The sequence below is a fragment of the Ginsengibacter hankyongi genome (genome assembly GCF_008710285.1).
Taxonomy (GTDB): domain Bacteria; phylum Bacteroidota; class Bacteroidia; order Chitinophagales; family Chitinophagaceae; genus Ginsengibacter; species Ginsengibacter hankyongi.
In genome coordinates this window covers 228,914-254,945 of the sequence record NZ_VYQF01000001.1, presented here as the reverse complement: position 1 = coordinate 254,945, position 26,032 = coordinate 228,914, and the positions used below count along the sequence as shown (strand labels likewise).

Genomic DNA, 26,032 nt, shown 5'->3' with positions numbered 1-26,032 from the left:
TAAATGAAGCATGCTTTTATATTTCCCGGGCAGGGTTCACAGTTTATCGGAATGGGTAAAAATTTATATGATGAAGATGAACAAGCCCAGCTTTTGTTTGATAAGGCAAACGAAATTCTTGGCTTCTCTATTTCTGACGTAATGTTTTTTGGAACTGCGGAAGAATTGAAACAAACAAACGTAACGCAGCCTGCTATTTTTTTGCATTCTGTTATTGCGTTTAAAACACTTACAACTGATAAACCGGATATGGTTGCGGGCCATTCACTGGGGGAATTTTCGGCACTGGTTGCTAATGAATGTTTAAGTTTTGAAGACGCCTTAAAACTTGTTTCGATAAGGGCGAAGGCTATGCAAAAAGCCTGTGAAGTTAATCCTTCAACTATGGCAGCTGTACTGGCTCTTGATGATAAAAGAGTTGAAGAAATATGCGCTTCAATTACGAATGAAATTGTGGTAGCTGCCAATTATAATTGCCCGGGGCAAATTGTTATTTCAGGTTCAATAAAAGGAATTGATGAGGCTTGTAAATTATTAAAGGAAGCAGGCGCCAAGCGAACCCTTATTCTTCCTGTTGGTGGGGCTTTCCATTCTCCGTTGATGCAACCGGCAAAAGAGGAGCTTACTAAAGCTATTGAAGAAACTGCTTTTAAACCCCCAATATGTCCTGTTTATCAAAATGTAGTTGCAAAAGCAGTTAAAGATTCAACAGAGATTAAAGCCAATTTAATTTCGCAACTAACCGGTCCCGTTAGATGGACGCAAACAGTAGAGCAAATGATCGCCGATGGCGCAACGCGTTTTACAGAAGCAGGTCCTGGGAAAGTTTTACAGGGACTGGTTCAAAAAATTAATAAAGAAGTGCAGGTAGATGGGATTGGGTAGTTACAGATTATAGCCTAAAAAGACTTGCACAGATAATCTCAAAACTTGTCTTAAAAGAAATATTTTAAAACCTATATATTTAAAATTGAACATAGGGCAAAAACGCTTTAAACATATCATTTACCAAATAAGCAGGACCTGCGCTTATTTATTTTATAGCCCTATGGCATTTTACGGGGAGTATACAAAATTCAAAGATTGAGTTTAGGTTTATCAGCGGCCATTAATAATGGAACTAAGTGTGCCGTTAATTAACCGCAATGCTGCTGATGCAACCCTGGCGTTGACCATGCCTGCTGGTACCATTAAATTACGGAAGAACGGATCGAAGATTATTAAAGAATATTTTTATAATGTTTATACAATTATTGTATATAAAACAGATACTGCTATCAATGCATTGAATTTTATAAAGACCTCAATGCATCAATTAATTTTAAATCCGTAATAATTCTTTATTTTCAACTTTACTAAAGTTTTCCAAATATGTCGCACCCCCTTTTTCGCAAAAAAAGTATCACTGCTATTTTAGCCGATGCTAAAGAAGGTCTTTCAGATGCTACACATTCTTCTTCAGGGTTAAAAAAGGTTTTAAAAGTAAAAGATCTTACTGCAATGGGCATTGCTGCAATTGTAGGCGCAGGTATATTTTCAACAATTGGCAATGCATCTTTCCAGGGCGGCCCGGGTGTAATATTATTATTTACTCTAACTGCCATCTGTTGTGGATTTTCTGCTTTATGCTATGCTGAGTTCGCATCGCGTATACCCGTTAGCGGTAGTGCATATACTTATGCTTATGCGGCATTCGGTGAATTGATTGCATGGGTCATTGGCTGGGATCTTTTAATGGAATATGCAATTGGTAACATTGCGGTAGCCATATCGTGGAGCCAGTATTTTGTAAATCTGCTGGAAGGATTGCACATACATGTTCCCGCATTTTTAACAACAGATTATTTAAGTGCTTCACGTGCTTTTGATGCGGCCAGCGTTGAAATCGCAAAAGGTACTTCAATAGCAAATCTTCCTGAAACGATGAGGCAGGGTTATACTGCCTGGCTAACGGCACCGCATATTGGCAATTTTAAGTTGATAGCCGATTTACCTGCCCTTGGAATCGTGTTTTTAATTACCTGGCTGGTTTACGTTGGAATAAGGGAAACAAGAAAAGCAACCAACCTTATGGTGGGCCTGAAAATCATTATCATTATTGCTGTTATAGCTATCGGATTTTTTTATGTTGCTCCGGCAAACTGGAGCCCGTTTTTGCCAAATGGTTTTGGCGGAATGATGAAAGGAGTATCGGCTGTATTCTTTGCTTACATTGGTTTTGATGCAATATCTACCACGGCAGAAGAATGTGAAAATCCACAACGCGATTTACCAAAAGGGATGATCTATTCTTTAATAATATGTACTGTACTCTATATTTTAGTTGCGATTGTATTAACAGGAATGGTTTCCTATAAACAATTACAGGTAGGTGATCCGTTAGCTTATGTTTTTAAACAGGTGGGGCTTAATAAGATAAGCTATATTATTTCTTTCAGCGCTGTTATAGCTACGGCGAGCGTGCTGTTGGTTTTTCAATTGGGACAGCCACGTATATGGATGAGCATGAGCCGCGATGGATTGCTGCCAAAGGCTTTCAGCCGTATTCATCCTAAATATAAAACACCTTCTTTTTCAACAATTGTTACAGGCTTTGTTGTAGCAGTTCCCGCATTGTTTTTAAATCTTACTGAAGTTACCGACCTTACCAGTATAGGAACATTATTTGCGTTTGTGCTTGTATGTGGTGGTGTGCTTTTGTTACCTGCAAGAGAAGCGGGGGAGGAGAAGCCAAAATTTAAAATTCCCTATATCAGCTCCCAATTTATTGTTCCCGTTCTTTTTATTGTTGGCGTAATTATCTTCTGGAAAAACTTTTTGGGCTTATTTGATTTTAGTAACGGCTGGGAAGTGTTCAGGGATAAGTTGCCGTTTTTTCTTTTCGTAATATTATCCACTACATTAACTATCGCTTCGTTTATAAAAAAATTATCACTAATTCCAACACTTGGTTTGGCAAGCTGTTTTTATTTAATGACAGAACTGGGTTATACTAACTGGATGCGATTTCTAATATGGTTGGTCATCGGGCTTGTTATTTATTTTATGTACAGCAGGCATAATAGTAAATTGGGAAAACAACAAATGCTCAACAATTAGCTAATTAGTACATTATCGCATCAACTATCTTTGCATCATGAAGTACCAGTTGGGCGATAAGATTCTTGTTTTGCATTCTAACGAAGAAGGTGAAGTGGTTGATATCATCAACGATAAAATGGTATTAGTAGATGTTGATGGAGTGCGCTTTCCCGTGTATATGGACCAGATTGACTTTCCCTATTTTAAAAGATTCTCAGAGAAATCCTTTGATAAGTCCGGGGCTGAAAAAAAGAAAAGTAAAACTTATATAGATGATATAAAAAAAGAAAAAACAACTTCAAAATATAAAGTGAGCGAAGGCGTGTGGCTTTCTTTTTTGCCCGTGTTTGATAAAAATATTTTTGATGATGATGTTGTTGAAAATTTTAAGTTGTACCTCATTAATCAAACGGATAATCCTTATAATTTTATCTACCGGATTAATTTTTCAGGCTCAACTGATTTCGAACTAAAAAATCAAATCTTTTCTTTAACCGATTTTTATCTGCATGATGTTCCTTTTGAAGAAATGAATGATGCTCCAAAGTTTGAATTTGAGTTTTCTCTTATAAATCCGGATAAAAAGAAAGCGCCTCATTTTGAAACAACACTAAAGCTAAAAGCAAAAACATTATTTAAAAAGATTGAAGAAATGGAAATGAAAAATGAACCAACTTTTTCATTTTTGCTTTTCGAAAAATATCCTGATAAAGTTGAAGATGTAATTCCTGAATATACCAATACCAGGGGATTGCTTTATGATGCATCAAAAGCGAAGCAAAATCTTGAACCCGCAAGATCTGTAATTGATCTTCATATTGAAAAACTAGCGGATGATTGGGAAAAGCTATCCAACTTCGAAATGCTTTCTTTACAATTAAACACGTTTGAAAAATATTATAATCTCGCGATAGCACATCATCAGCCTAACTTAATTGTAGTACATGGTATAGGAACGGGTAAATTAAGAGAAGAGATTCACGAAATTTTAAAGAATAAAAAAGAAGTAAAAAGTTTTGTGAATCAATATCATCACAATTTTGGGTTTGGAGCCACTGAGATATTTTTTCAATATTAAATTCCTGCAGGGAAATTTCAGAAGTTTCAATCAGAATTTCACTATTCACCATTCACTATTCACGTATCTTTGCAACACTGCAAACCAGGTTATCGCTCTCATTAAGTTGGGTGAGGAAAGTCCGGACAGCAAAGAGCAACACACCGGTTAATGGCCGGTCCCGATCTTGATCGGGAAGAAAGTGCCACAGAAAATTACCGTCCTGATGAATAATCGGAATAAGGGTGAAAACGTGAGGTAAGAGCTCACGGGAATTGTTGGTAACAATAGTTTTGGGTAAACCTTGTGTGCTGCAATGCCACGTATATCCCGATTTGCCTTAACGCAAAGTAAGCTGCTCGTTTATATTTCTGCTCTTGCAGAATATCGGGAAGGGTAGGCAGCAAGATTGTTGCAGTAATGCAACAGCCAGATAAATGATAGCCATTCCGTCCTGAGCTTGTCGAAGGATCGGGAACAGAATCCGGCTTACAGGTTTGCAGTAAATGAATTTAAGGGCATCAGTTTTGGTGCCCTTTTTTTATACATTGTCTTAATGTGTAATGCCTTGTTGTTAATATTAAGGCCCGTTGCAACTTTCATTTGGCATATACCGACATTAATATATCTTTGCCGCCTCAAAAAAAAGTTCTTTAAGAAATGCTAAGCAGAAGAATTATTAGGGTGAAAGTGATGCAGGCTCTTTACAGCATTGAATCAATGAATAATGAAACCCGCCCTGGTGAGGCATTACAGATATTGAAACAAAATATCGAGCAGTCGCGCCATTTATTTACTTACCTAGTATATTTTATAATTGAAGTTGCCCGCTTTGCAGAAAGAGATGCTGCTCAAAAAGCCAGGAAGCATTTGCCTACAGAGAACGATCTTAATATAAATACAAAGATTGCAGGAAATGAAGTTATTTGGGCTATCCTTGAAAATACTTCATTTAAAAAATCACTGGAAAAGTTCAAGATAACATATTTAATAGATGACGAACTGGTGAGAAAGTTATACCTCTCATTAATTTCTTCAACTGAATATAAAGAATACACTGCCCTGCAGTCACGAGATAAAAAATCTGAAAAGAAAATACTGGAATACATTTTTGGTAATCTCATGCTTCCTGAGGAAAATTTTATAAGTGATGTGGAAGAGAAATTCATTCATTGGGATGATGATGCCGATATGATGATAGTGTTAATGAATGGCTTAATGCAAAAGCCGGCTGCATTTAATTTCGAAGAAATGGTTAGCAAAGAAAAAATGGATTTTGCAATTGATTTAATGGAATGTGTGATAAGTAAAAAAAGTTATTGTCTTGAGTTAATAAAGCCTAAACTAAAGAACTGGGATGCTGAAAGAATCGCCTCGCTTGATATGATATTAATGCAAATGGGTGTATGTGAATTTTTATATTTTGAAACGATACCGCCGAAAGTTACTATCAACGAATACATTGACCTTGCCAAAGAATATAGCACCGAGCAAAGCGGCCATTTTGTAAATGGAATACTTGATAATATTCACAAAGAACTTATAGCCGAGAATAAAATACACAAGAAGAATTTTAAAAACAGTACTTTATAATACCTTTGCAAAAAAATAAAAATAAATGAATAGATTGATTGCATGTGTTTGTATCACCATCATGTTTATTTCCTGTAATATTAGAAATACAAGAAATAAACCGGATGCGCTCGTATCAAATGCAACTGCACAATTCACCGATTCAACAACGGTGCAGCTTATTGATTCTGCCTACAACTTTGGAAGTGTTACCGATGGAGATAAAGTAGAATATAGTTATCGTTTTCGCAATACCGGTAATCATCCTTTAATAGTTGCTTCTGCCATGGCAAGCTGTGGTTGCACAGTTCCTGAAAAACCTGAAGAGCCTATTAAACCTGGCGAAACAGGATTTTTAAAAGTAGTATTCAATAGTAAGGGAAGAGTGGGCGACGTTCATAAAACAATTACCGTTACTTCAAATGCGTATCCAAGTTTTCCGCTGCTTGAATTAACGGGAAAAGTTGTTCCTGCTGATAAATAATTTTAATTAAAATGAAACATAACAAACAAAATAAATAATATGAATGTAGCAACAGTTTTTTTAATGTTAGGACAGGGCGGTGCAGGCGGTGGCGGTTTCCAGTTTGTATTCTTAGGCCTTATGATTTTGGTATTCTGGATGTTTATGATAAGGCCACAGGCAAAGAAAGCTAAACAACAAAAACAGTTTCTTGCCAATTTACAAAAAGGCGATAAGATTGTAACCATTGCCGGTATACATGGTACAATAAATAAAATAAACGATGATGGAACGATGATGCTCGAAATTAACCCGGGCAGCTATATCAAAATGGAAAAAAGTTCTATCAGTATGGAATGGACGGCCAATATTAATAAGCCGGTAACTCCTATAAAATAACGCCAGATGTACGAGGGTAGATGTACGATGTTAAATGCAGGAATGTTTCAGCCAACATTGCACATCGTACATCAAACATCGTACATGCCTTAGGCACTAACTGCCAATACTATTATAATAATTTATTGCCTTTAAGAAATCAGGTTCTTTTTTCACCTTTAATTTATTTTCTTTTACGAAAGCCTCCACTTCTTTTTTCTTATCAGACGTGAGGTCTTCCAGTGTAGAAGAATTAAATTTAATGGGGTTGGCAACTTTATTTATAAGTGCATATTGAGTGGTATGTAAAACATACTTTCTTGTGTTATTTACAATACCGTTTGAATAGTTTTCTCCTTCCGGCTTTTTATCATACGTTTCGAATATTGTTATTTTTCCTGTATCAAGTAGTGCCACGAAATTATCAGATTCCGGGTCTACATTATTTCTAAAAACAATTATAGAATTAGCATCATCACCGTTATAGATTTTTATCTCCCTGATATTGTCCTGGAATTCGTAAATGGAATCATTAATTTGATAAAGAAACCTGTTTCTTTGGCCATCCAGGTTCATCTTTTGTATGGGATAATGTTCGCCATTCTTTAAAGTTACTTCTCCTTTTTTCCAGTCACCAAATACCAACGGATCTCCTTCAACGTCATTGTCTGCCTTTGCTTTAAAATGTTGCCCCTGGAAAGGTTCTCCCAAAACATTCGGTGACATGGGAGTTTGAGCAATGGCCAGTGATATAAAACCGGAAGACAATAGGGTGAAGATTAATTTACGCATAGATTTGTTTATAATTATAGTTTTAGTTATTGAGAATATACTAAATGGTTTACAATTTGTCGCTTAAGCACGAGGATTAGACACTTAATTAGCTGTACTAATATTGTTATAGTAAGCAACTGCTTTCAAAAAATCAGTCTTATTTTTTACTTTAAGATGATTCGCTTTTATAAAATTATTAAGTTCATTCTTTTTATCGGAAGTTAAATTTTCGAGTATAGAAGAACTGAATTTGATGGGGATTGAGTGGCTATTAACTATAGAAAAATAATTTGGATGTAGTACATATTTCCTTGTGTTATTGACGATTCCATTAGAGTAATTTTCACCTTCAGGTTTTTTACTGTATTCACAAAAGATAGTTACTTTTCCGCTGCTAAGAACCTGGACAAAATTCGCGGCATCAGGATTTATATCGGTTCTAAAAACCATATCAGAAGACGGATCAGTTTTATGATCGTCTCCGTAAATTCTCACCTCTTTAATATTATTAGAAAATTCGAAAAGGGAATCATTTACAGTATAAACGAATTGATCCCTGGATGCATCTAAATTCATTTTTTTTAATGCATATTTTTCTCCGTTTTTTAAAGTTACGTCGCCTTCTTTCCAATCATCAAAAAGGAAAGGATTGCCTTCAGCTTCTCCGAAAGCATCCTTGGTTTTAAGGCCCTGGCCTCTGAAAGGGTCGGATAAAATATTCGACATGGCTGATGGATCAAGATGAACAGCTAAAATGCCATTTGTAGCTCCCGTTGGCCGGTTTATTGAAGCTCCGTTCTGCGAAAATGCCGGAGAAATAAAAGCAATAAGCAAGAACAGGGAAATTATTCGTAGCATTGAAATTTTCTTTAATTGGTAAATATAATTAATTAACAGATTTGATAAATCACATTTAACACCTGGATAATATATTAATTTTGCTTATATATTTCTAAAATGAAAAGAGTAGGTTTAACAGGTGGAATTGGAAGCGGAAAAAGTACAGTCGCTCATATATTTGAGGTGCTGGGTATCCCGGTGTTTTACGCCGATGAAGCGTCTAAAAAATTAATGAATGAAGATGAAGAATTAAAGAATAAAATAAAAAAGGCTTTTGGAAATAATGCTTATTTGAATGGTGAACTCAACCGCAAATACTTATCTGACGTGGTTTTTAACGATCATGAAAAAATAAAACTTTTAAATTCGCTGGTACATCCGGCTACCATTGAAGGTGCGTTGCACTGGATGCAGGGGCAAACTGCGCCTTATGTAATTAAAGAAGCTGCCTTAATTTTTGAAAGCGGTTCCAATAAAGATCTTGATTATGTTATAGGCGTAAAATCGCCGGTTGAACTTAGCATAAAGCGAGCGATGGCCCGTGATAATATTACCGAGGAACAGGTGAAGGCCAGAATGGATAAACAAATGGATGCAGAATCAAAAATTCGTCTGTGCGATTACGTTATAGTAAATGATGAGCAACAAATGCTTATACCGCAGGTACTTGCTTTACACGAAAAGCTTTTGGAACTGGCTGCTAAAAATTAACCCGAATTAGTAAAACAAATCCGGGTTAAATTAAATTTAAATTTAAAAACAAATTAACTGATTACTTCCACCCCTTTCTTAATTCTCCTCAGTCCTTCCTCAATATTTTTCATATTATTTGCGAAAGAAATTCTTATACATGAAGGCTCGCCAAATGCATCGCCGCTTACCGTTGATACATGTGCTGTGTTTAACAAATACATACAAAGATCGCTGGCATTATTAATCACTTCATCACCTGCTTTTTTACCAAAGTAATATTTTACTTCAGGAAAAATGTAAAATGCTCCATCGGGTTCGGTATATCTTATGTTAGGAATCTCTTTTAATAATTCCATCACACGTTGTTTACGCACTTTAAATTCTTTTACCATTTCATGTGTAGCAGAAAGGGGAGAATCCAACGCAGTAATAGCTGCTCTTTGTGCAATTGAATTAGTGCCGCTGGTAAATTGTCCTTGTATCTTTTCACAAGCCTTTGCAACTTCAACAGGTGCCGCAATGTAACCCAGTCTCCATCCGGTCATGGCAAAACCTTTGCTCAATCCGTTCACTATAATTATGCGGTCTTTTAAATAATCAAATTGAGCTATACTTTGATGACCACCGCCGCCATCCTGCGCATAATTGATATACTCATAAATTTCATCGCTGATAATAAAAATACCAGGATGTCTTTGAAATACCTTCGCAAGACCTTCCAGTTCAATTTTCGTGTACACCGCACCGGTAGGATTACAAGGTGAAGAAAAAATAAATAATTTGGTTTTGGGTGTTATAGCCGCTTCAAGTTGTTCGGGAGTTAATTTAAAACCTGCCTCCGGCGTAGTATGAACAAATATTACTTTTCCCCTTCCAAATCTTGCGATTTCAGAATAAGAAACCCAATAGGGGGTAGGTATAATAATTTCATCATCGTCGTCCAATATACTTAGCATTACATTCGCGATGCTTTGTTTGGCTCCTGTGCTTACCACAATTTGTTGCGGCGTGTAGGTGAGGCCGTTATCCCGTTGTAACTTCCTGCAAATAGCTTCTCTAAGTTCGAGATAACCCGGTACAGGAGTATAATGACTCCAGTTTTCATCTATAGCCTTTTTGGCTGCTTCTTTTATGTGTTCAGGTGTATTAAAGTCTGGTTCTCCCACACTCAGGTCCACCACATCAATTCCGCTTGCTCTTAATTCCCGGCTGAGCTTTGCCATTTTTAATGTTTCAGGTTCATTAAATCTTAACAGGTTCGAAGAAAGTTGCATGATTATTTTTATAAAATTTTTGCAAAAATAAGAGATTGCAGTTTTGTAAAACAAAACATTATTTATCGTAGTTTATTTTGAATGAAGAAAGATCGGGTTGAAAGGTTTTTTTTCTTTTTAACTCATAATTATAAATTACCCGCCCCAGGTTTTTCATGAACGGCAATCCAATTGTATCGTATTCATATTTATCATCATTCAAAACTACATCCGTATTGCAATTAATAGCTGCCGATAAAAAGAACTCTATATTTTTATCAAAATCGGTAATGTAAGCTATGTCAATCATTTGCCCGTAAGCGTCTCCAGGCTTGTTAAAAATCCTGATATTTTTTGGTAAAGGTTCTTTTTGTGCGCCGTACAATAAGAATTTCACATATGCATCGGGAAGCGAATCATAAGATGGATGAATAGTTTCCGATGGAAACTGTGACATGTATTGATAAACAAAATCATAATCAGTTTTAGTAAGATTGAATCGTTGTTTTTCAGGTACCTCACCAGGAAAAATAACACTTCTTAATATTTGATGAAGGTCTTCCAGGCTTACCCTGTTCTTCTTCGAAAAATTCATTGGCGTATTTATAAGTTGGCCATTACTGTAATAAGCATCACCGAGTGAATCATGTCTTTCATCATAAATATCGGAATTGTATACCAACGGCTGGCTATATAACACATTGTTATTGCTATCTAAAAAATTTACCGGGTTAGTATGCCGGTTTTCATCTTCTGATAAAGAAATTTCAAGCCGGTGAAGAATTTGAGCATCTTCATATCCCTTGGCGTGTAGTTGTTCATTAATATATTGTTGCCCCAAAAATTCGTACAACCTGTTGAAGGCTTCATTATCGCTCACTAAAAAAATTCTTTTAATATAACTTTCTATTGTAGGCCTTCCGTCTGCCGTTTGCGGATCGTTGTAGGTAGCGGTTTGCCCACTATATGCAGCATCCGTAATCATCGACGTGCTTCTTGTGATGCCTGTTTTATTGAGTTCATTCAACCTTTGCAGCGCTAGTAATGCAATGGGAAGCTTAACTGTAGAAGCAGGATAAAAGTATTTTGCTGAATCTACATTGAAAAAATAATCTGTGAAGGAAGGCACATTATTTTTATCTCTGTTTATTTGAGTATAAATTATTTGCACATTCCAGTTTGTTTTATTCTTTACAACGCTATCAAAATATTGCGGATATTGACTTAATAAATTAACCAAAAATGAATCTGTTTTAGTATGAGCTATTCCGGGTATCACTTTATTCACGGTTGTGTCATTTAACTTTGTTGATACAGGAACATTTATTTTTGGCTGGGATATAGTCTGAATTTTTTTTGTAGAAGCGCAGGCGCAAAAAAGAACAGGCGTTAATATCAGGACTGGCAGCTTTTTTATTTTCATTTAAATAATCTTCTTTCAAAAATATTGAAATTAATAAATTAAAAATGGGTTTAATATTTTGAAAATAGCCCTGCGTCCCCGTAAAATCGTGGCTGTTTTTAACTTCAAAACCCTATCTTTGCCAACTTCTAAAAATTAAGATATGAAACTGAAAGGTTTGGTGTGGTTTTTTGCCATTACGCTTATTCTGATCTCCATTTACCAGCTTTCCTTTACGTTGGTTGTGAATAGCTATGAAGCGAAGATGAAGCAGAAAGCTGAGAAAATTGTGAAAATGAGCCATCCCGGCATTACCGGTGATGAAAAAGACAATCTTGTAGCCAGGCAATTAGTGCGAATACTTGATAGTACAAAAGATGCTAAAATTTATCCGGTATTTGGAACAACCTATCTGAAATGTAAAGAGAATGAATTAAACCTCGGGCTAGATTTGCAAGGTGGGATGAATGTAACCTTAAATGTAGATCTCGAAGGTGTTATTAAATCATTAAGCAACAACCCTAAAGACCCACAACTTCTAAATGCTTTGAATGCTGCTAATGCGCAAAAAGCAAAAAGCGACCTTGACTACATAGCATTATTTGGGCAGGTTTTTAAACAACAGAACCCTTCGGCTAATCTTGCTTCTCTGTTTGCGGGGGCCGGGAAATCTGTAAAAATTACTGACAGCGATCAGCAGGTATTGGATCAGTTGGAAACGATTTCAAAATCTGCTATCAATCAGACTTATAAGATTTTATCAAACCGTGTTGACCAGTTTGGTGTTGCACAAACATCCACCAATCTTGAAGAAAATAAAGGAATTATTACTGTTGAACTTCCTGGTGTACAGGATGCAACAAGAGTTAGAAAGTTACTGCAGGCGTCTGCACATTTGCAGTTTTGGGAAGTATATAATATTGGCGAAATAAGTAAAAATATTGAAGATGCGGATAAAGCCCTTGCTCAATATTTGAATGGTACAAAGCCAGATTCGACGAAAAGCATAAACGACACTACTGCAAATAAAACTGATTCTTCAAAGTTAGCAGCAAATGATCATCCTCTTGCGAACGTGATTCACTTTATTGGCCCTCAGCAGGATAAAACCGGTAAGCAACAATATTATGCCCAAATTGCAAATGTAGACGAGAAGGATACTGCAAAGGTTAATGAATACCTCAACCTTGATGTTGTAAAAAATAATTTCCCGGCTAACCTGAAGTTTTTATACGGTCTCGAAGAAAAAGATGAAAAATCTGGTCACAGGTATTTTGAATTGTATGCCATAAAAACCTTACCGGGTACCGATAAAGCCAAGCTGGAAGGTGAAGGAGTAGAAGATGCTTCAGCAGATTATGATGAACATGGACGGCCTGCCATTAAAATGCAGATGACGCCAACGGGTACACGCACTTGGGCAAAAATGACCGCTGATAATGTGAACAGGCCGATCGCAATTGTTTTGGACGATGTAGTGTACAGTGCGCCAAATGTAATCGGTGCTATTGACGGAGGTAACTCTGAGATCAGTGGTAATTTTAGTGTACAGGAAGCGCAAGACCTAGCCAACATTTTAAAAATTGGTAAAATAGATGCACCTGCAAAGATTGTATCCGAGCAAATTGTTGGTCCTACACTTGGCAAAGAGGCGGTGCAGGGCGGCGCTAAGGCGTTTGCCATTTCGTTCCTCGTAATTTTTATATTAATGCTGATATATTATAATACAGCAGGCTGGGTTGCCAACATTGCCTTAATATTAAACTTATTATTTACAATTGGGGTGTTGAGTGCTTTGGGCGCTTCGCTTACTGCGGCTGGTATTGCTGGTCTTGTGCTTACAATTGGTATGGCAGTAGATACTAACGTAATTATTTTTGAAAGAATAAAAGAAGAACTTGTCCGGGGGAAAAATTATCAGCAGGCGGTACACGATGGTTACAGGCGATCGCTGGCCCCGGTAATTGATGCTCACGTTACTACATTTTTAACTGCTGCAATTCTTTTTTACTTTGGATTAGGCCCCGTAAAAGGTTTTGCAACTACGCAAATGTTGGGCATCTCGTTATCTCTTTTCTGCGGAATATTATTATCCAGGTTGGTTACCGATGTGTGGATGAGTAAGAAGAGACACTTTGAATATTTTACTACATTTTCTAAGAAGATTTTTAAGCATGCTAATTTTAAATTTATTGAATACAGGAAGTATGCTTATATGCTTTCGGTTGTAGTTTTAATTCTCGGTGTAAGCTCTTTCTTTAACGGGTTTAAACAGGGAGTTGAATTTAAAGGAGGCAGAAGTTATACTGTAGAATTTTCACAAGATGTAAAAAATGATGATGTTCGTAACAGTCTTCGTGATGCATTTGAAGGCGATTATCCTGAAATAAAAACCGTAGGTGATAATAGGCATTTGAACATTACTACTTCTTATAAGATAGGTGAAGAAAATGCGGATAGTGCCGTGCTTACCCGTTTATACCAGGGTTTGAAATCAAAATTGCCGCCAACACTTACTTACCAGCAATTTGCAAAAAATAATATCCAGGGCTCGCAGGTAGTGCAACCCGTGATTTCTAAAGATTTGAGAAATGGCGCTATTAAAGCAACCATATTTGCATTGATAGCAATTATATTGTACATCTTTATTCGTTTCCGCGATTGGCGTTATTCAATGGGAACAATCATTTCGTTGTTACATGATGTGTTTGTAGCACTTGCCGTGTTTTCATTTTTCAAAAATATTGTTCCTTTTCCATTAGAAATTGATCAGCATTTTATAGCGGCGATACTAACGGTAATTGGTTTCTCGATGAACGATACGGTTATTGTATTCGACAGGATAAGGGAATACAGCCGCCACATGAAAGGTGCGGATAAACCAACCATTATTAACAGGGCCGTAAATGATACATTGAGCCGAACCATCATGACATCTGTTACAGTATTTCTTACTTTACTTATCCTGTTTATTTTCGGCGGAGAAGTTACAAGAGGATTTGCATTTGCGATGTTGATAGGTGTTATTACCGGAACTTATTCATCTATCTTTGTGGCATCTCCTATATTGGTTGATTTTGCAAAAGACAGGCCATTGGGCGAAGCGGACCATGCAACTGAAAAATTAAAAAAAGCTGATGCGGCAAAATTGGCTAAAGCAAAATAAATTTTAAAAACAAATTTTTATCAAGCCTGTTAGTGTACTACTGACAGGCTTGATAAGTATTTATCATTTTGTTGTTAAAAAAAATATCTCCTATTTAGTAATAACTACTGTCTACAACAACAATTAACCAGGAAGGAAAAGTGATAATTTTTACTGCTGTAGGTTTTTAAAATCACTTCTGTCAAAGACACCTGGCGCAGCATGCTCGCCCGCTACGAAAGCATAATTTACGAAGTGAATACCTTGTACGGAAGTAAGAGAAAAAGTGGTTGACGCCATAAACATTTCAGCACCGGTACTTCCAATTCTTTCGGTGAGCATTTCGCTATTTGGAATATGAATGTAAATGGTATCGTGAGATATTCTAACTAAGTCGAGGTGAATAGAATCGTAATTATTATTTACCAGTTGAATTACACTTTGTGCAGACATGGTATCTATACCTGCAACGTCCGGCTTCCGAATTTTTAATCCATTGGAATCAGTAACATGCCACAATAAAGCTTTACTTTTTACATTCAAAATGGAATCTGTATCTAACGAATCAGCATAGTCATAAACAGTATCCTGCGTTACAACCTGTATATTTTCATTATTGCCAGATCTGCAACCAAACATGAAGAAGAATACAATCCCTGAAAAAATTGAAAATGCAGGTTTCATATCTAAATTTACAAATAAATTTTAGAAGGGATATCCTATGGCTAAATTCAAAACAAGGTTTTTCCTTCGCCAATCCCGGTTTCTAAAATTTATTTTATTAATAACCCACCTGCTACCCTGTGGCAGCCACGGGTCTCTTAATGGAGTTGCTAAATCAATTCTTAATAATAGTATAGTTAAATTAAGGCGTAAACCAACACCTGTACCAACCGCTAATTGATTTAAAAAGTCTTTTGTAAACTCACCGCCCGGGCGGTGAATGTCTTTGTTGTACAGCCATATATTTCCTGCATCTACAAAGAACGCACCTTCAAGAATATTATTAATCTTGTATCGCAGTTCGGTATTCATTTCAAGTTTTATATCTCCTGATTCATCAGGGAAAAAAGTGAGGCTGTCGGCTTTGGGGTCGCGATAGGTGCCGGGACCAACAGAACGGCTTCGAAAAGCCCGTACGCTGTTATTTCCTCCAATAAAAAATTGTTTTATAAAAGGTAGTTCAGTTGAATTGCCATACGGATAACCGAAGCCTATAATCATGCGATTAGCCAACCTAATTTTTGGAGTGAAGGCGTAGTAATATCTTCCTTCAAGTTGTGTTTTTATATATTGTGAGATAGGAGCCCCAAATAGTTTCTTTTTTCCGTCTGCAGGATCAGCTTTAATTAATAATCCTGAAATATTTCCTGAAAGATCGGCAAGGCCATTAAAATAAAAGCCGCTTCCGTAAGGATTATTAATTAACGGGTCTACCGTATACGAATAGTTAGAACCAATTACAAACTGGGTATCCACCGCATGTTTTAAAATTGGATTTGATTTTATACTATCAAGATATTTTTGTGTAATTTTTATTGCACGAACGTAGTTTATTGCAAAGGGGTTAAAATCCTGCTGAACTTTTATATTGGGTTTCCATGAATAACCTAATTGAGAAGTAAAAGAACTGAGCGTATATAATTTTAAACGAGTCAACAGGTCATAACTTAAATCCATTTTAGTGCTAGGCACAAAGGCATTCGTGGTATTGAATTTAAAAAACGGAACGACAAATTTTGGTATTGTAAAAGTTAAACCGCCGCCTAATCTGTAGGTGTTATAACCACTCTGATAACCGCTATATTGGACTTCACTTCCTACGTTGGCATGCAGATCGAGATGCTCCGCTCCGCGAAAAATATTCCTGTTTTTGTAAGTAACAGTTATTAATGAGCCAACATAATTATTAGATTTAGTGTTACCAGAAATTTCTGCTCTTAATGATTTTTTTGGGGATGGAGTAAGGTAATAATAAGTATTCAGCCTGCCTGTATCGCCCTGGCTGTTAGGAGAATCTTCAAACCTGTTTTTTACAAACTTAAAAACATCCAGGTTGATAAGCCTGCTTAAGGTAAGATTGTGAGCGGTTCGGCTGTAAACATCCCCGGAATCAAACATCATGATACGAGGAAATAATTGAGGCTTGAATTTTTTTAAAGGATCTACAATGTAATAACCTTCATACAAAGATTCATTTAAATGGCTTGTATCACTTGATTTTGCGTTTAAACGATAATTGGGATATATGTATACATTATCGATGATATATGGCTTCCTGGCAAGCGCAGGTGTTTTTTCCTTAACCTGCAAATACATATTTACTTTATTATTTCCAATGGTGCTATCAGCATTAACAATTAGTAGCTCGGGGCTGAAATAATAATAGCCCTGCTCTTTCAAAATTGCGTCTATGCGGTCACGTTCGTTCTTGATAACCTCAAGATTAAAATGATCGCCAGATTTAAGTAGCGATGTAGATCTTGTTTCCTGGATGGTTCTTCCGAGCGATGAACTGTCTGTTTGAAAACTTACATTTTGAATTGTATAAACGGGCCCCGGAGTAAGGGTATAAGTTGCGTGAGCTCTTTTTCGCTTAACAATTGTATCACCACTTGCCTGTGCATGGAAATACCCAATATTTTCAAGATAGTTTTGAAGGACTTTTGAATTGTAATCAACATTTACGGAGCTTAATAATACTGGAGGCTCACCTATATTCCTGAAAAATTTCCTGAGAAATCCTTTTGTTTTCTTAGGATTTCCGGCGAGGTTATAAAATAATAATTTGAGAGGGACACCCAGGAACCTGCTGTTGGGAATAGGGCGCGGAACATGCTCGGTAAGATCTACAATTTTATTCTTTTCTTTTTTTGAAAGAGTACTGTCATCAACCTTTATAGTCGCACCCGTATATAGTGCATCGCCTTTAGGCACAAGTTTCGTTGGATTACAAGCGCCCATAAATAACATCCCTATTAATAAAATTGCCTGGTATCGTTTATTTATCATTCTCATTTGCTTTTGAGGGCGGAGTAATGGTTTGCTCATCCTCTTTTCTTATTGTATCCTGTTTATTTATTGTTTTGTTTTCTTTTCTTATTTGCCTTTTCTTCCTACGCTGCTCTTTAGTTGAAAAAAGTTCTTTGAATTTGTTGTAATCCGCAGATATAACAAATCCAATTCCGGTTTCAATTACATAACCTTCTATTATATCTGTATAATCGTTTTTACGGTAAGCACGCAACATGTATTTGCCATCTTTACTCAGTTTATAATTTATTGAAATATCTCCTGCAAAATTTTGTTGTGAATTGTTCGTCGGTTGCGGTCCCTGCAATTCAAAATCGCTACCAACGGTAACGGTTAAACGATCGCTCAATAACCGTTTCGTAATTCCAACATTCAGGTCTGTCCGGTTTTGCTGGCTGCCTGTTGTGTAATCCTGCGTGGTTGCCACATCAAAATTTATATCCACGCCTTCTATAAGATTTTTTGTAAGCGCATTTAATTGTTCCGATAATAACCTGCTTACACTCTGCATTGCAAATGTGCTTGCGTTAATTGAACTTGCGCCGCTGTTGTCAAAAGGATTTTCGCCGACAAAGCGGTTCAATAACAAAAGAGCAAAAACCTGTTTATTCATTTCCCCCGGGTCCTGCCTTACCTGTACCAGTTTATTTTGAACAGTTGACACAATCGAATTGTCAACATTGTAATTTTTATCTGATGGTAACACAATATCAAAACTTATCTGTGGTTTTAAAAGTTCACCGTTCAGCGAAAGGTGTACTTCAAACGGCAATTTTTGTTTGTAAATAGTTTGATCGCCTGCTACCTGCCCTTGCACAAGATCTAAGGGAGCAGTGTTAGCGATATAGATAGCAGTAACGCTAATCTGGGCAGTCGTTGGCTCACCGGTCCATACAATCCTGCTTCCTTTTTGTATGATAAAATTTCGCTTTAAAAAATTGAAAGAAAGATTATAAGCTCCTTCATCAATTTCGTAAGAGCCAACCAGTGTTATTTTGCCACTTGCGTCTATGCCGGCCGTTAGCTGCGCTGTTCCTTTTAGTTTGAGAAAATCTCCGTTGGCTGCATCAACAATCATATTAAAGGTAGCTTCTTTAGTTACGTTAATATTTATTGAAACGTCGTACCCTAATAACGGAGATACATTTAATGAATCGTAAGGCACCATCAATAATGAATCTTCCGCCGTGGCACTATAGTCTACAAAGCGCACGATACCTTCTCTCTTCTCAACTCCCGGTTCCTGTTGTGGAAGAACAACCGTGAAATCAGTTTTATTGTTTATGGTCAGGTTACCGTCTATAACTGGATGTGTTGGAGTTCCCTTTACAGTAAGATTGGTTGAGAAAACCATTTTTCCGTAAAACAATTTATTGTCTTTATTGGTAGAATTTATTGCCTGGAAATTCCTGGCTTTTATTGTGAGATCAAAACTGTAATTCAAAAAATCTGTCGTGTTAACATTTCCCCCGATTGCAAGTTCGCTTTCAGCAGTATCGCGTATTATAAAATTCTGAAATTCGATCCCTTTATTGTTAATCACAGCTATTGATGCTTTGTCGATTTTAAATACATTATTAAATGCACTTACATTGAATGCCGTATTATTAAAATTGAGTTTACCATCAATATTAGGGCTGTTTAAACTGCCGTTCAATGCAATTTTCCCCGACAAAAAGCCTCGTGCATCTTTTATACCACCCTTTGTAAATCCTTCTAACGAATGCATTTGGAATGATGCAATATTCGCTATGAAGTTATAACTGCTATTGGTGGGTTTTACCATGTAATCGCCATTAATACTAACATCATTTCCGCGATCTTTAAGAGTTAAATCCGCATGATAAGTGCTGGCAACATTGTTATTCACTTTGGCTGTAAAGTTTCCAATGGTATCCTGGTAGATACTTAAATTTTCTACAGTCAGGTCAGTGGTAAAAGTTGGCTGTGTTTGTAAGTTTTTTACAACTGCATTTCCATTTAATAATCCATTAACTAATAGAGAGTCGCTTTCTACAAAACCTGTGAGCGTTGCGATCTTAAAGTTTTTAAGGTTAAGTTGCAACGGGCTGTTATTGTCGGTTCCGGCACTATTTAAACTTAATTGTTGATTGTTCTGGCTCAAAACAAAATTGTGTGCCTGCACGCCACCATTTATATATTGAATACTGTTTCCTTCGTTTATATTCCATTTGTCATAATTCAACAAGAGGCTGCCTGGCTTTAAACTAAAAGTGTAATTGCTGGTAGATGGAATGGAAAGCAGTCCGGTCATCGTATATTTATCAGTAGATTTTTGATCTTTTATGTTCAACGTGAAGTTGAGATTATTGTTCTGCAATGTTCCTTCTAACGTGGTGGCATACATGCTAAATGCCGTGCCGTTTTTAATTTGTTTAAAGGATGTATTAAACTCAAGTGCTCCGTTTTTTGTGGCTGCATCTACCTCGGCATTGTTAATGGTAGTTCCGTTATAAGCTACATACGGTGATTTTATAAAAACGTTCCAGCCGGTATCGCTGGTAAAAGCCCCGTAAAGTGTAATTGGTTTTAGTGCAGTAAGTGTTGGTAAAAAAGCTCTTAATGCGGGGTTATCATTAACGCCGGCGCTAATTGTGAAATTATATGGATCAACCTTTACAATGTTTTTCTTTGCACTCATTGAGAAATACGGATCAATCGCTTGCTGAAATACATCGGCCAGTTGGGTTAATCTATATTTCCCTTTAATTGATGCCGAAATAAAATCTGATGATAATTCAAGTTGATGATTTCCATTATTATTGCCAGCAATTAGCTGTAAAGAATCCAACGTAAATCTTTTGCCGTCATTTACCAAGATCGAATGGGTTACCATTGAATTTCCGGAAAGATTATCTGGATCAGTATTTGTAAAATCTCCATCAATATCTCCATGATAAACGATTGCGTTTGAAGAGAGATGTAGCGGTAAAGTTTTTATGCTGTCGATAGTCGCGTTTAATTTTACGCCCGGGTATTTTCCTGAATATTCACCACCTGCAGATATGTTGGCAACAAGGTTGGGATCGTTGATATTCGCTGTTATTTTATAAATTTTATTAGCGATAAATCCATCGGCTTTTATGTTTGAATAATTATACCCGTTGAGGGTGATAGTTGATATAACACCGCTAAATGTCGCATTCGCAACGGCAGGATTGTATGCTTTACCCTTAATTTTAAAATCTCCGGTGAGCAAACCAAGTTTTGGATTTTTTAATAAAGTACCTAACTGTATATTTCTTGCACTTAGTGAAAGGTCATATTGAGCTCTGTTGGAGTCAGTAATATTTATTAAAATGCCTTTCACCTTTGCGCCACCAAGGCTGCTGTTAATAGTTAGATTCGTATTCAAATTATCCATTCCTCCTTTTACCATTCCATTTGCTGAAACGTTTTCAGGCAATGTAATATTTGGAGGTAAGGTTGACGCAGGTAGTATGGAAAGGATATCAGTTCGGGATGTCTGAAATTTTTTTATTGTGAGATCAACATTTATTTTCTTTGGATCAGGCAAGCCTTTTACAACTCCTGACGCATTTATATCGGTGGCACTTAAACCTCTTAAAATTAGTCTTTGAAAATTTAAATCATTCACTTTTCCCGTTATTCTTGCATCTGCATATAAGGTTGAGTTGTTGGAAAGTGAAATGCTTTGTGAACTTAATGCAGGTAAAAAAGTCTTTAAGTCTTTTATAGATATTTTGCTGTTTTGTAAATCTATATCAAGAGCGAGCAGGCCAGGATCTTTTTTTATGGCATTCAGTGAAGGATAACTTATAGCCGCCGATTTTCTTATTTCGGATCCGGGAGTTTCAATTAATAAATTTTGCAGTGAAACACCGGAGGGATTCATAGTAAAATCAGCCGTAAGATTATCTAATACAAATCCACTTTGTTCTTTAAGGCTGGCAGATTTTACAGAGACGGATGTTGTATCAATGTTATAGGCAAGGTCATTAGCTTTTAAGGAAAGGTCAGTAAGATTTAAGTGCGAATAATCCATACCGTTAGCAGCATGTGGGACTGAATTGTCGTCGTATTTCAGGCTACTTTTATTAATAACTATCGCTCCGGAAAATATATTGAAAGGAGGAACCGGTGCGGTAGTGAGTGTAGTATCCTGCGGCAGTTGTACAGGTTTCTTTGAGGCCGTTTCTATAACAATGGCTGAATTATTTAATGTCGCGTCATCGAGGGTGTAAATACTGTTTTTAAGATCAAACTTTTTTGGATGTATTACCAGGTTGTCAATTACAAAAGATGAATTTATATTGGAAGGTTCACTTTTATACGCCACATTAATCTCGGAAAAATTCATTTCCTTATTGATGAATTGCAGAACATTATCAGACTGCGCCGCTGCTTCAGAAACCGTCTTTTTAACTGATTGTTTTAACGGCTCCATTTGGTAAAAATGTCCTTTAAGTCCTTTTAATGTTATTGACGGAATATCAAATAATAAATGTGAAGGATCGAATGTGGAAATTTTTGTATCAAGATGCCCCACTGCTAAATCCATATCATTCCCCGTATAAGCATCTTTGTAAATAATGTGTGTGTTATTTATGAAAATCCTGTCAATATTCATCTTTAAACCAGAGGTGTCCTTCACCTTAGATGATTTGGCAGGAGAACCTGCAAATGCATCAATTATATATTGAAAATTGAAAGTGGAATCGGGAGGAAGCCTTCTTATTTTGGCCATAATGTTATTAACCGAAATCTCCTGGATATTTATTTCACTTTTTAAAAGCTTCAACATACTTATATCAATATCCAATTCGCCACCGTATAATAAGGTGTCTTTCGATTGATCCTCAAAAAAAATATTTTGCAAAGAAAGAGAAGTTGGAAATTTTACATCAAGCCTGCCAATTTCAACTTTGGTCTTTAATTTGTTTTCCAGGTATCCTACGATTTTTTTTCGGGCAAAGTTTTGAACCGGGCCTGTTTGAATAAGCAATAAAGCCACAATAATTAGAAAAATAATAGAACCAATAATCCACGCGACCACCCGCACGGTCTTAGCTATAAACGATCTTTTTTTTTGAGGAACCTTCTCTTTTGAATCCATAAATAATTTTACCCTGAAATATTAAAATCAAAGTATCAAAATCTAAACCAAATAATAGTTATTAGGGTAATTTAAAGTTGAAATAGATAATTTATGACGATACCCATGGGTTGGTGCGAACAGCCATATTTATATTTTGAGTGAAAATAACTCCAGGCTGTTTTCCTTGCCTTTAAGTTCTACCATTCCCAAGCTTTCGGTTTGCCATTTTTTAAGGTCAATATTTTCCACAAATGTTTTTGAAACAATGGAATGATGATTAAGTTCTGTGCATGCACTCCTTATTCGTGCTGTTGTATTCATTGTATCACCACTCATAGCAAGGTCTTTTTTAATTACGCCTATTTCCCCAACAGTTACTTCACCAATATGAATGCCTACTCTAAAATCGGGAACAACATCATATTTGCTTCTGAAATAGTTGCTTTTCTTTTGAAGATTTCTTCTTGCACGAATTACCGTGTCCAGGCATTTGCGTGTATTACGTGGAGCAAATATCCATGAGCACACTATTTCGTCACCTACGTACTGGTATATAGTTCCATCAAATTCTATAACTGCCTGTGACATCCTGTAAATAAAATCTCTTATAAATTCAAAATAAAGTGAATGCCCCAATCTTTCGGCAATGGGAGTGGAATCTTTAAGATCCATAAACATTACAATCCGCTTTTCAATTCTTGGATTAATATAGCGGCCTGCAAGAATATCAAGGAAAACGCCGGGCGAATATTTTTCATTTATAATTAGTATGAGCTGTGTTATAAAGAAAATAACCATCCAATAGATTATTTTCAAGAGAAGCCAGTTTTTGTAAAGTACATAAGATCGTATTTCCTGAAAGGCTTTAGAAGCGTTTAAATTTTGGAAAAAATAGGTTTCTGTGAACTGAATTATAAACGTTAATATAAACGCCGAACCTATAAGAATAAAGCTTTTTGCCAAAAAATTAAGCCATAACGGAAAGTGCCTGAGTATTTTTCTAAGCCTGTAAACGAAAATATATCCCATAATAAGGCTTACTATAAACATTACAATTTCACGCAACCAGAGGCTTTTGGTATGTACCTGTGCATCTTGCCGTAAAAGAACAATTACAAAATCAATTGCGGTCCAGAACAAGGCGATGTAAATAACAGTTCGTAATCGAATCTTATTTAAGTTGGAAATGTAAAAGAATCTTTTGATTGCACTCATTGCCTTGTTTCTAAAAAATTGTAAATAGATTGTTGCGCATTAATTTTTTCTGCATTGCCAACGTTTATTTTTTCCTGCTGAAAGTTTGCTAACAGCATCACTGCTTTATCATTATCATCCCATTGTTTGGTGAAATATTTTATTAATTCTTTTTTACAATTTTCATTTTTAATACGAACATCAGCCTCTATGCGGTAATATAAATTCCTGGTCATAAGATCGGCAGAACCCATTATCACTTCTGCATTTTCTTTAGTTCCGAAAATTAATATCCTGGAATGTTCCAGATAGCGATCTACAATCCGCTTAACAACAATGTTCTCGCTTTCGCCTGGTATGCCGGGTACTAAGCAACAAATGCTTCTTACAATTAAATTAATTTTTACACCCGCTTTGCCTGCTTTATATAGTTGATTAATAAAGCCGGGCTCTTCAAGGTTATTTACTTTTATTCTTATCAGCGCATCTTCACCCTGCTTGGCTTTGTCAATTTCTTTATCAATCAGATTTTTTAATTCTTCTTTCATGTTAAACCGCGAAACCAATAAAGATTTAAATTCAATGTCTTTAGCTTTATTAAAATGATGATCCAATTGCAGATATTTAAACAAGCGACGAAGCTCTTTTATAATTTGCTTGTCCGCTGTCATCAATACATGGTCTGTATAAAATTGTGCAGTTATTTCATTAAAATTACCTGTGCTTAAAACTGCGAATGATTGTTTAATTCCATCTTTCTTTTTTCGTACCAACGCTATTTTCGAATGTACTTTTATTAATGCGGGACTGTAGATGAGTTTTATTCCCGCGTCCTTCATAATACGGCTCCATCTTATGTTATTAGCTTCATCGAACCTTGCTTTTAGTTCAATAAATACAACTACGTTTTTACCATTTTTTGCTGCGCTGATGAGTGCATTAATAATATGAGATTCTTCCGCAACACGATATAGTGTGATATAAATATCCGATACGTTTATGTCAACCGCGGCCTGGTTAAAAAAAGACAGAACTGGGTTATAAGATTGGTAGGGGAGATGAAGTAATATATCATCGCCGGGAAGAATATCAAAAATATCGCCGCTGTTCATAACGTGCGATGATGAAAGCGGTTTTCTTTTTTGATAACATAAGTGTTTATTAAAGTCAGGAAAATTCGAAAGGTCTTTTAGATTATGATACCTTCCGCCGGGAAACATATCGTCGTTGGTTATATTAAAAGCGGAAATTAAAAACATTTGCAAATTCAGGGGCATCCCTTTTTGGAACAGAAACCTGGATGGCAAACCGAAATCTCTTTTCTTCAACCGGCCTTCAATTTTCTTCAACAGGTTTCCACGGTAATCATCTTCTAAATGTATCTCTGCGTCGCGATTTAACTTAATACTATATACCCCGATTATTTTTAATCCCGGAAAAATAAAAACGAGGTTTTCGCGAACAATGTCATCTAAAAAAATTACATAATCAAATCCATCTAACGGAGTAAGCGTAAAAAATCTTTTAGTTTTTTCTGATGGAATATTTACAATTGCCTGCTTTAATGTTCCGTTAATATCTTCCAGGGTTATTACCAAATAAAGCTTATTATTTTCAGGCATAAAACCCTTTTCCGATTTACCATCTAAATATATCGGCTGGATAAAGGAAAGAATATTTGAAAGAAAAATTTCTCTTATCTCCGGAAGGTGTTCGATGCGGATTGTTTCATTATAATAAAATATAATTCCATTTTGCTTTAATGAAGGCAGGATTTCATTATGCAGAATTGAGCCAAAAAAATCAAGCTGGCGATTAATTTCATCCTGAATTTTTTCTACAACATTTTTATCAGATTCATGAATTTCTTTTCTTGTTTTTTTGCCGAGAAGAGAAAGAGCGATTACTTCGGGGTAGCGTACACGAAAAAATTCATCAAGGTTGGAAGAAAAAATTGATAAGAATTTTAACCGTTCATATAATGGAACATCAGCATCTGCAGCCTCCTGTAAAACTCTTAAGTTAAACCCAAGCCAACTAAGGTCTCTGTTATACATCATAATTGAT

The 26,032-nt window shown here is 36.1% G+C and carries 18 protein-coding genes and 1 other RNA gene; 10 read left to right on the top strand and 9 right to left on the bottom strand.

The features are described from left to right. Positions 1 to 3: 3 nt before the first annotated feature. The 8 genes from fabD (at position 4) to yajC (ending at position 6,572) form a co-directional block, all read left to right on the top strand. Entirely contained in the window at positions 4 to 885 is an 882-nt protein-coding gene (fabD, locus tag FW778_RS01115) for an ACP S-malonyltransferase (protein ID WP_150412728.1), read from the top strand. A 229-nt stretch (positions 886 to 1,114) separates the two neighbouring features. Continuing rightward, entirely contained in the window at positions 1,115 to 1,333 is a 219-nt protein-coding gene (locus FW778_RS01110; protein ID WP_150412727.1) for a hypothetical protein, read from the top strand. A gap of 38 nt (positions 1,334 to 1,371) precedes the next feature. Continuing rightward, a complete protein-coding gene (locus tag FW778_RS01105) occupies positions 1,372 to 3,099 on the top strand; it encodes an amino acid permease (RefSeq protein WP_150412726.1) in 1,728 nt (575 codons plus the stop codon). Between the two features lie 37 nt (positions 3,100 to 3,136). Continuing rightward, on the top strand, positions 3,137 to 4,159 hold the full coding sequence (locus FW778_RS01100; protein WP_150412725.1) for a Smr/MutS family protein: 1,023 nt from the start codon (positions 3,137 to 3,139) through the stop codon (positions 4,157 to 4,159). A 76-nt stretch (positions 4,160 to 4,235) separates the two neighbouring features. Further along, positions 4,236 to 4,646, top strand: an RNA gene (rnpB, locus tag FW778_RS01095) — RNase P RNA component class A. A 152-nt stretch (positions 4,647 to 4,798) separates the two neighbouring features. After that, positions 4,799 to 5,731: a transcription antitermination factor NusB gene (gene nusB / locus FW778_RS01090; RefSeq protein WP_150412724.1), complete on the top strand. Its 933-nt coding sequence runs from the start codon at positions 4,799 to 4,801 to the stop codon at positions 5,729 to 5,731. Between the two features lie 25 nt (positions 5,732 to 5,756). Then, a complete protein-coding gene (locus FW778_RS01085; protein ID WP_150412723.1) occupies positions 5,757 to 6,194 on the top strand; it encodes a DUF1573 domain-containing protein in 438 nt (145 codons plus the stop codon). Between the two features lie 39 nt (positions 6,195 to 6,233). Then, complete coding sequence (gene yajC, locus FW778_RS01080; RefSeq protein ID WP_235905996.1) at positions 6,234 to 6,572, top strand: preprotein translocase subunit YajC; 339 nt, start codon at positions 6,234 to 6,236, stop codon at positions 6,570 to 6,572. 96 nt (positions 6,573 to 6,668) lie between these two features. Here yajC and FW778_RS01075 read toward each other — a convergent pair whose 3' ends face one another. Continuing rightward, a complete protein-coding gene (locus tag FW778_RS01075; RefSeq protein ID WP_150412722.1) occupies positions 6,669 to 7,343 on the bottom strand; it encodes a hypothetical protein in 675 nt (224 codons plus the stop codon). Between the two features lie 84 nt (positions 7,344 to 7,427). Then, positions 7,428 to 8,183 (bottom strand): hypothetical protein, encoded by a 756-nt coding sequence (locus tag FW778_RS01070; RefSeq protein WP_150412721.1) that lies wholly within the window; start codon positions 8,181 to 8,183, stop codon positions 7,428 to 7,430. A gap of 99 nt (positions 8,184 to 8,282) precedes the next feature. Here FW778_RS01070 and coaE point away from each other — a divergent pair, with 99 nt between their 5' ends. Continuing rightward, complete coding sequence (gene coaE, locus FW778_RS01065; RefSeq protein WP_150412720.1) at positions 8,283 to 8,876, top strand: dephospho-CoA kinase; 594 nt, start codon at positions 8,283 to 8,285, stop codon at positions 8,874 to 8,876. Between the two features lie 53 nt (positions 8,877 to 8,929). Here the strand turns inward: coaE and FW778_RS01060 are convergent, their stop codons facing one another. Together FW778_RS01060 and FW778_RS01055 are read right to left on the bottom strand one after the other, a co-directional pair. Next, positions 8,930 to 10,132, bottom strand: coding sequence for a pyridoxal phosphate-dependent aminotransferase (locus tag FW778_RS01060; RefSeq protein WP_150412719.1), 1,203 nt, complete (start codon positions 10,130 to 10,132; stop codon positions 8,930 to 8,932). Positions 10,133 to 10,190: 58 nt separating this feature from the next. Further along, positions 10,191 to 11,534, bottom strand: coding sequence for a serine hydrolase (locus tag FW778_RS01055; protein ID WP_150412718.1), 1,344 nt, complete (start codon positions 11,532 to 11,534; stop codon positions 10,191 to 10,193). A 142-nt stretch (positions 11,535 to 11,676) separates the two neighbouring features. On the opposite strand from FW778_RS01055, the gene secDF reads away from it, so the two are divergent. Further along, positions 11,677 to 14,679 (top strand): protein translocase subunit SecDF, encoded by a 3,003-nt coding sequence (secDF, locus tag FW778_RS01050; protein WP_150412717.1) that lies wholly within the window; start codon positions 11,677 to 11,679, stop codon positions 14,677 to 14,679. Positions 14,680 to 14,829: 150 nt separating this feature from the next. Here the strand turns inward: secDF and FW778_RS01045 are convergent, their stop codons facing one another. The 5 genes from FW778_RS01045 to ppk1 all read right to left on the bottom strand — a co-directional run bounded on the left by FW778_RS01045 (position 14,830) and on the right by ppk1 (position 26,025). Next, complete coding sequence (locus FW778_RS01045; RefSeq protein WP_150412716.1) at positions 14,830 to 15,342, bottom strand: hypothetical protein; 513 nt, start codon at positions 15,340 to 15,342, stop codon at positions 14,830 to 14,832. A 21-nt stretch (positions 15,343 to 15,363) separates the two neighbouring features. After that, a complete protein-coding gene (tamL, locus tag FW778_RS01040) occupies positions 15,364 to 17,670 on the bottom strand; it encodes a translocation and assembly module lipoprotein TamL (protein ID WP_150414362.1) in 2,307 nt (768 codons plus the stop codon). Beyond that, entirely contained in the window at positions 17,660 to 22,789 is a 5,130-nt protein-coding gene (locus FW778_RS01035) for a translocation/assembly module TamB domain-containing protein (RefSeq protein WP_150412715.1), read from the bottom strand. Before FW778_RS01035 ends, tamL begins: the two co-directional genes overlap by 11 nt. A 129-nt stretch (positions 22,790 to 22,918) precedes the next feature. After that, the gene (locus FW778_RS01030; protein ID WP_150412714.1) at positions 22,919 to 23,986 is read right to left on the bottom strand and encodes an adenylate/guanylate cyclase domain-containing protein; all 1,068 of its coding nucleotides are present in this window, start codon (positions 23,984 to 23,986) and stop codon (positions 22,919 to 22,921) included. Next, a complete protein-coding gene (ppk1, locus tag FW778_RS01025; protein ID WP_150412713.1) occupies positions 23,983 to 26,025 on the bottom strand; it encodes a polyphosphate kinase 1 in 2,043 nt (680 codons plus the stop codon). The genes FW778_RS01030 and ppk1 overlap by 4 nt, the downstream gene beginning before the upstream one ends. Between the last annotated feature and the right edge of the window lie 7 nt (positions 26,026 to 26,032).